Raw genomic sequence first — 6569 nt, 5'->3', positions numbered from 1 at the left:
TGCTGCGGACGAGCGACCGCAGCGTGGCCGCGCTGATCGCCCGACCGCACCTGGACCGGGAGCGGGCCGCTCTCCGCCAGGCGTTCCTCCAGGTCCCGGAGCGGTCGCGGAGCGCCCGGCCCGCACGGCCCCACCGCAGCTGGGTGACCACGGCGTGGATGTCGGTGCTGACCGTCGGGGTGGTGCTGCTCGCGCTCGCGCAGTTCGGTGTGCTGCAAGCCCTGGTGGCCAACCAGGGGATCGCGAAGCTGTGGCCCGCCGTGGCGAGCGTGCTGGCCACGGCCGCCGGGGCGGTCGGGCCCGCGATCCTCGCGGAGGAGTACAAGATCCGGCGGCAGCCGCGAGCACGGGAGCGAACCGCCGATGAGTGACCTGGACCGGCAGCTCGCCGTCGCCCGCGCGGCGGGGCGCAAGGCCGGGCACGCGATCCGCTCCCAGTTCGGCCGGCGCGACGTCGTGCGCTTCAAGGGCAACAACGACGTCCAGCTCCGGGCGGACCTGGTCGCGCAGCGCATCGTCCTCGACGAACTGGCGCACGGGTTCCCGTCGTACGGCCGGGTCACCGAGGAGGAGCCGGGCGGCGCCTGGCCTGCGGCCGAGCACGTCTGGGTCGTCGACCCGATCGACGGCAGCAACAACTTCGGCTACGGGATCGCGCACTTCTCGACGGCGATCTCCCTGGTCCACGGCCGGGACGTCGTGCTCACGTCCATCTTCGACCCGATCGGCGGCCGGGACTTCAGCGCCACGGCCGCACACGGGTTCGTGCCGTCGGTCCGCGTGGCGACGGACTTCTCCCGCGCCACCGTCTCGGTGGTCACGAACTACTCGGCCGACGGCCAGGCGTGGACCGAGCAGGTGACGAAGACCCTCGCCTCCACGTGCAAGCGGGTGGTGAACCTGTGGGCGCCGTCGCTGGACCTCGCGCTGCTGGCGAACGGGTCGATCGACGCGGTCCTGTGCCACCGCGGCAGCGTGCTCGACACCTGTGGAGGGGTGTTCCTGGTCGAATCGGCGGGCGGCGTGGTGCTGGACCTCCACGGCGGACCGCTGGCTGTGGACTTCGACCGGTTCGGCGACCCGATCTCCTTCGTGGCCGCCCGGTCCGCGGACGTCGCCACCCAACTGCTCCCGCTGCTCCCGTCCTAGAAGGCCAGTCGCGCGTCGCAGTAGGAGTGGTCGCCCAGGGTGGGCACCACGCGGGTGTCGAGGAGCCGGAACGCGCCGGAGTGCAGGATGTGGTCCTGCTGAACGCCCTTCGGGGTCGTCGGCACGTCCCGGAACGCGGTGGAGTACCCGCCCTCGCCCACGACGCCACCCAGCAGGTCCTCGACGGACGGGTGGTTCAGGTCGACGGCCAGGAGCACCGGCGCCGCCGCGGCGGTGGCCAGCAGGTCACGGCCGAACGCCTCCCACATCGGGGCGAAGCGCGCCTCCGTCGGCGACGCGCCGAAGTGGTGCAGCGGGAAGCAGTGCGCGTTCACGACGGTCACCGGCCGCCCCGCGATCACCACGGTCGCCTTGAGGTAACCCTTGTCGTAGATGGACCAGTCCTCACCGGACGGACCGACCGCGCTCAGTCCGGGGTTGGCGAACCGGACGTGGGTGAGGTCCGCGACGGGGTACCGGGACAGGACCCCCAGCGACAGGCGCGCGTCGTCGGCGAGGTGGGAGGGGCTGATCGGCACGGCGACGGAGTGCGGGTACCCGGCCCTCGCCGCGAGGTCGGCCGTCTGCCCGAGACCCAGGTCGTACTCGTGGGCCTCCTGCACGCACACGACGTCCGGGGAGAACCGCCGGAGCACACCGGCGTGGTGGTCCAGGTCGGGAACGCCGTGGCGCTGGTGCGACGCGCCGGTGACGCCCCCGCCGACGTTCCACGTGGCGAAGGTGACCTCGACCGCCATCCCGGTCAGGCCCAGAGGTGGCCGTCGAGGCGTTCCGAGGCCTCGTCCAGGGTGCCGGAGTACGCCCCCGTGGACAGGTACTTCCAGCCCGCGTCGGCCACGATGAACACCACGTCGGCCGGTTCGCCCGTGCCCGCCGCCTTCTCGGCGACGGCGAGCGCCGCGTGCAGGATGGCGCCGGTCGAGATGCCCGCGAAGATGCCCTCGGTCTCCAGCAGCTGGCGGGTGCGGCGCAGGGCGTCGTACGAGCCGACCGAGTACCGGCCGGTCAGCACGGACGCGTCGTACAGCTCGGGCACGAAGCCCTCTTCGAGGTTGCGCAGGCCGTAGACGAGTTCGCCGTAGCGGGGTTCGGCCGCGACGACCTGCACGTCCGGCTTGTGCTCGCGGAGGTACCGGCCGACGCCGACGAGCGTGCCCGTCGTGCCCAGGCCCGCCACGAAGTGCGTGATGGTCGGCAGGTCGCGCAGGATCTCCGGGCCGGTGCCGTTGTAGTGCGCGAGCGCGTTCGCCGGGTTGCCGTACTGGTAGAGCATCACCCAGTCCGGGTTCTGCTTCGCCAGTTCCTTCGCGGTCGCCACGGCCTGGTTCGAGCCGCCCGCGGCGGGCGAGTAGACGATCCTGGCACCGTACGCGGCGAGGAGCTGCTTGCGCTCCGTCGACGTGTTCTCCGGCATCACGCAGACCAGGCCGTAGCCCTTGAGCTTGGCGGCCATGGCCAGCGAGATCCCGGTGTTGCCCGAGGTCGGCTCCAGGATCGTGCAGCCCGGCGTGAGCTGCCCGTCGCGCTCCGCCGCCTCGATCATGGCCAGCGCGGGGCGGTCCTTGATCGAGCCGGTCGGGTTGCGGTCCTCCAGCTTCGCCCAGACGCGGACGTTCTCCGACGGCGACAGCCGGGGAAGACCGATCAGCGGGGTGTCGCCGAGGGCGTCGAGCAGCGAGTCGTACCGGGCCACGGGTGGTCAGCCCCCCGCGACGGCCGGGAGGATCGTCACGTTGTCGCCGTCCTTGACGGCCGCGTCGAGCCCACCGGAGAAGCGGACGTCCTCGTCGTTGACGTAGACGTTCACGAAGCGGTGCAGCGTGCCCTCCTTGACCAGGCGCGACTTCAGCCCGCCGTGGTTGGCCTCCAGGTCGTCGATGACCTGCGCGAGCGTCGTGCCCGCTGCCTCGACGGACTTCTGACCACCGGTGTGGGTGCGCAGGATGGTGGGGATGGAAACGGTGATGGCCATGCGAGAACCTCCGAGAGAGGACGGGACTGCGAACGAGCGCGGGACGGCGCTCAGGAGCCGTCGGGGGTGTCGTCTACACCGGTGTGGGCGAACATGTACGACTCGACGACCTGCACCGGCTCCTCGGTCACGACGCCGTCGACGATCCGGTAGGAGCGCAGCTCGTGCTCGTCCGGGTCCGCGGTGCCGATCAGCACGTAGTGCGCGTCCGGCTCCTGGGCGTAGGAGATGTCGGTGCGCGACGGGTACGGCTCGGTGGCCGTGTGCGAGTGGTACACGACCACCGGCACCTCGTCGTTGCGCTCCATCTCCCGGTGCACCTTGAGCTGCTCGGTCGCGTCGAAGCGGTAGAAGGTCGGCGAGCGCTCGGCGTTCAGCATGGGGACGAACCGCTCGGGGCGGTCCGATCCCTCGGGCCCCGCGATCTGCCCGCATGCCTCATCCGGGTGGTCGCGACGGGCGTGCGCCACCATCGCGTCCACCAGGTCACGGCGAATCACCAACACACGTCCATCCTACGTGGTGGGGGAAGGTGTCCCGCGTTGTGAGAACGCGCACCTACACCGGGGCGAACAGGTCCGGTGCGGCCGTGCAGAGCTGGTTCAGGTCCACCGGGGACGTCACGCCGTCCACACCCGTGGCGAGGACGAACACCGTCGCCCCTCCCCGGTGGCCCGCGCGGACCAGGCCGTCGTGGGCGGAGACGGCGATCCGGCGGCACTCGGCCTTGCTCAGGACGGCGTCCGTGGCGATCACGCCCACGCCCGCCAGGGCGAACCCGCCGATGGTGTGCTCGCCGACGGTCACCGGCGGCCCGCACTCCACCGGCGCCGTGCACGCGGCGTACCCGTCGTCCGAAGTCGACGGGGCACCGCCGGGCACCGCGGCGGCGGGCACGAGCGGCACGACCTGGTGCGGCTCGGACCCGACCGGGAGGCCGTGGTTCCGCTCGGCGAGCCACCGCACGACGCCGTCCACGGCGGCCAGCCCCCTCGGGCCGCCGGACGGCACGCACACGCCGTGCACCCGCCGCACGAGGTTCGGCGGGTCGAGCAGGTCCAGTTCCCGCGTGCCGAGCGGCGCGCCGCGGGTGTCGACGCCCGCCGCCGCGCCCCAGGGCGCCAGCACGACGGTCACGCCGCCGGAGCGGCCGACGAACAGGCCGCCGATCACGCCATGACGGCTTCGACGAGCGTCTCCTGCACCCAGGTCAACCAGTGGTAGACGCCGAGGTGCGGTGAGCGCGGGTCGTCCGGGGGCAGTTCCTCCGGCATCTCGTCGTTCACGTCCAGGGCCGTGCCCAGGGCGAGCCGCACGTCGTTCAGCGACGCCAGCCACGCCTCGGCCTGCTCGGGCCGCAACCGGACCTCGCCGCCGTCGGGCGGGCAGGTGTCCAGCACTACACCCGCGACCCCGGTCTTGAGGTCCAGCAGCTCCGGCTCGTGCAGCGAGCGCAGCGCGGCGGCCGAGTCGAGGTCACCGGGGTCGGGCGCGTCCGGGTCGAGGCGGTGGAAGTCGGGCAGCAGCCTGCCCAGGATCGGGTCGTCCGGCGCTGTCGACGGACCTGTTCGGATGCCCGTCAGCTCGGACAGCTCGTCCTGCGGCGCTTCCTCGGCACGTGCCATCAGCATGTCCTGGATCTGGCTGACCAGTCCGCGCACGACGGCCGCCTCCTGGCGGTCGAAACGGCCGACAACGATGTCGCCGTCGCGGCTCCACTTCTTCACGACGCGCGCTGCATGGTCGCCCAGAGGCCCGCGGCGTGCAGCTTCTTCACGTCGACCTCGACCTTGTCCTTGGTCCCCGAGGACACGATCGCCCGGCCCTTGTGGTGCACGTCCAACATCAACTTGGTCGCCTGGTCCCTGCTGTAGCCGAACAGCTTCTGGAACACGTACGTCACGTAGGACATCAGGTTCACCGGGTCGTTCCAGACCACCGCCTGCCATGGCCTGTCCTCGGCGCGGACCTCCACGCCTTCCGGTTGCACCTGCGTCCGTTCATGCTCGACGGGCGTGGTCATACCGCCAATGGTGTCATGGCCCACGCTCCGGTGGCGCCCCGAGGGGCGACTAACCGTGGCGCACTCCATAGAGCCATCCGCTGCGCAGCGGAGCAGGACCCGCTTAGGCTCTCGAACCATGTCGACCGCGCTGCTCACCGACCACTACGAGCTGACGATGCTGGCCGCCGCGCTGCGCGACGGCGCGGCGGACCGGCCCTGCGTCTTCGAGGTGTTCGCCCGAAGGCTCCCCGAGGGCAGGCGCTACGGCGTGGTCGCCGGGACGGGCCGCCTGCTGGACGCGATCCGGGACTTCCGCTTCGGCGAGGCCGAGCTGACCCAGCTCGCCGAGGCGAACGTCGTGGACGAGCGGACGCTGGCGTGGCTCGCCGACTACCGGTTCACCGGCGAGGTCGACGGCTACCCCGAGGGCGAGCTGTACTTCCCCGGCTCGCCGCTGCTGTCCGTGCGGGCCTCGTTCGCCGAGGGCGTCGTGCTGGAGACCCTCGCCCTGTCGGTCCTGAACCACGACAGCGCCATCGCCTCGGCCGCGGCGCGCATGGTCGGCGCCGCGAACGGCCGCCGGATGATCGAGATGGGTTCCCGGCGCACGCACGAGGAAGCCGCCGTGTCGTCCGCGCGGGCCGCGTACCTGGCCGGGTTCACGGCCACGTCGAACCTGGAGGCCGGGCGCCGCCACGGCATCCCGACGGCGGGCACGTGCGCGCACGCCTTCACGCTGCTGCACGACACGGAGGAGGAGGCGTTCCGCAGCCAGGTCGAGGCGCTCGGCGCCGACACCACGCTGCTGGTCGACACCTACGACATCACCAACGGCATCGCCCTCGCGGTGAAGGTCGCGGGCGCCGAGCTGGGCGCGGTGCGGATCGACTCCGGCGACCTCGGCGTGCTGGCCCGCCAGGCCCGTGAGCAGCTGGACTCCCTGGGCGCGAAGAACACCCGGATCGTCGTGTCGGGCGACCTGGACGAGTACTCGATCGCCGCGCTGCGGGCCGAGCCGGTCGACTCCTACGGCGTCGGCACGTCGCTGGTCACCGGGTCCGGTGCCCCGACGGCGGGCATGGTCTACAAGCTGGTCGAGGTCGACGGCCGCCCGGTCGCGAAGCGCAGCTCGCACAAGGAGTCGCGCGGCGGTCGCAAGGGCGCGCTGCGCAGGCACAAGGAGACCGGGACCGCCCTGGAGGAGGTCGTGTTCCCGTTCGGCGAGCAGCCGGAGACCGGCGAGCACGACCGGCTGCTCCAGGTCCCCCTGTTGCGCGATGGACAACCGACCGACCAGGTGCCCACGCTGGCCCAGAGCCGCGAACTGCTGCGGGCGGCGCTCGTCACCGTTCCGTGGGAGGGCTTGAAGCTGTCCCGCGGCGAGCCCGCCATCCCGACGACGTTTCTGTAGAGGAGAGCTCC

At 72.0% G+C, this 6569-nt stretch carries 10 protein-coding genes; 3 read left to right on the top strand and 7 right to left on the bottom strand.

Translation table 11 applies throughout. The features are described 5' to 3' along the window. Window positions 1–371: hypothetical protein (locus tag AC156L_RS41435; protein WP_484407823.1), on the top strand; the 371-nt coding region annotated here is incomplete at its 5' end. Beyond that, window positions 364–1149, top strand: a complete 786-nt coding sequence (locus tag AC156L_RS41430; RefSeq protein ID WP_330878420.1) for an inositol monophosphatase family protein — start codon at window positions 364–366, stop codon at window positions 1147–1149. The genes AC156L_RS41435 and AC156L_RS41430, both read left to right, overlap by 8 nt. Here the strand turns inward: AC156L_RS41430 and AC156L_RS41425 are convergent. From AC156L_RS41425 to clpS, 7 genes are read right to left on the bottom strand one after another with little or no spacing between them, the layout of a single operon-like run. Further along, the gene (locus tag AC156L_RS41425; protein WP_330878421.1) at window positions 1146–1907 is read right to left on the bottom strand and encodes an endonuclease/exonuclease/phosphatase family protein; all 762 of its coding nucleotides are present in this window, start codon (window positions 1905–1907) and stop codon (window positions 1146–1148) included. The genes AC156L_RS41430 and AC156L_RS41425 overlap by 4 nt on opposite strands. Window positions 1908–1912: 5 nt before the next feature. After that, on the bottom strand, window positions 1913–2863 hold the full coding sequence (locus AC156L_RS41420) for a PLP-dependent cysteine synthase family protein (protein ID WP_330878422.1): 951 nt from the start codon (window positions 2861–2863) through the stop codon (window positions 1913–1915). 6 nt (window positions 2864–2869) lie between these two features. After that, window positions 2870–3142, bottom strand: a complete 273-nt coding sequence (locus AC156L_RS41415) for a MoaD/ThiS family protein (RefSeq protein WP_259621555.1) — start codon at window positions 3140–3142, stop codon at window positions 2870–2872. Between the two features lie 50 nt (window positions 3143–3192). Beyond that, a complete protein-coding gene (locus AC156L_RS41410) occupies window positions 3193–3648 on the bottom strand; it encodes a M67 family metallopeptidase (RefSeq protein ID WP_330878423.1) in 456 nt (151 codons plus the stop codon). Between the two features lie 52 nt (window positions 3649–3700). Then, window positions 3701–4315 carry a P1 family peptidase gene (locus tag AC156L_RS41405; RefSeq protein ID WP_330878424.1) on the bottom strand — a complete coding sequence of 205 codons (615 nt, stop codon included), beginning with the start codon at window positions 4313–4315 and terminating at the stop codon, window positions 3701–3703. Next, entirely contained in the window at window positions 4312–4869 is a 558-nt protein-coding gene (locus tag AC156L_RS41400; protein ID WP_330878425.1) for a DUF2017 domain-containing protein, read from the bottom strand. The genes AC156L_RS41405 and AC156L_RS41400 overlap by 4 nt, the downstream gene beginning before the upstream one ends. Then, the gene (gene clpS / locus AC156L_RS41395) at window positions 4866–5165 is read right to left on the bottom strand and encodes an ATP-dependent Clp protease adapter ClpS (RefSeq protein ID WP_330878426.1); all 300 of its coding nucleotides are present in this window, start codon (window positions 5163–5165) and stop codon (window positions 4866–4868) included. The genes AC156L_RS41400 and clpS overlap by 4 nt, the downstream gene beginning before the upstream one ends. Window positions 5166–5232: 67 nt before the next feature. On the opposite strand from clpS, the gene AC156L_RS41390 reads away from it, so the two are divergent. Then, window positions 5233–6558: a nicotinate phosphoribosyltransferase gene (locus AC156L_RS41390; RefSeq protein WP_330878435.1), complete on the top strand. Its 1326-nt coding sequence runs from the start codon at window positions 5233–5235 to the stop codon at window positions 6556–6558. The last annotated feature ends 11 nt before the right edge of the window (window positions 6559–6569 follow it).

The sequence above is a fragment of the Umezawaea sp. genome (assembly GCF_057122925.1).
This window is presented reverse-complemented; position numbering and strand designations above follow the sequence as displayed.

Bases quoted from the DNA above. Each gene is read 5' to 3' on its own strand.
- AC156L_RS41430 (WP_330878420.1), top strand. From the start codon at position 364: ATGAGTGACCTGGACCGGCAGCTCGCCGTCGCCCGCGCGGCGGGGCGC.
- AC156L_RS41425 (WP_330878421.1), bottom strand. From the start codon at position 1,907: ATGGCGGTCGAGGTCACCTTCGCCACGTGGAACGTCGGCGGGGGCGTC.
- AC156L_RS41415 (WP_259621555.1), bottom strand. From the start codon at position 3,142: ATGGCCATCACCGTTTCCATCCCCACCATCCTGCGCACCCACACCGGT.
- clpS (WP_330878426.1), bottom strand. From the start codon at position 5,165: ATGACCACGCCCGTCGAGCATGAACGGACGCAGGTGCAACCGGAAGGC.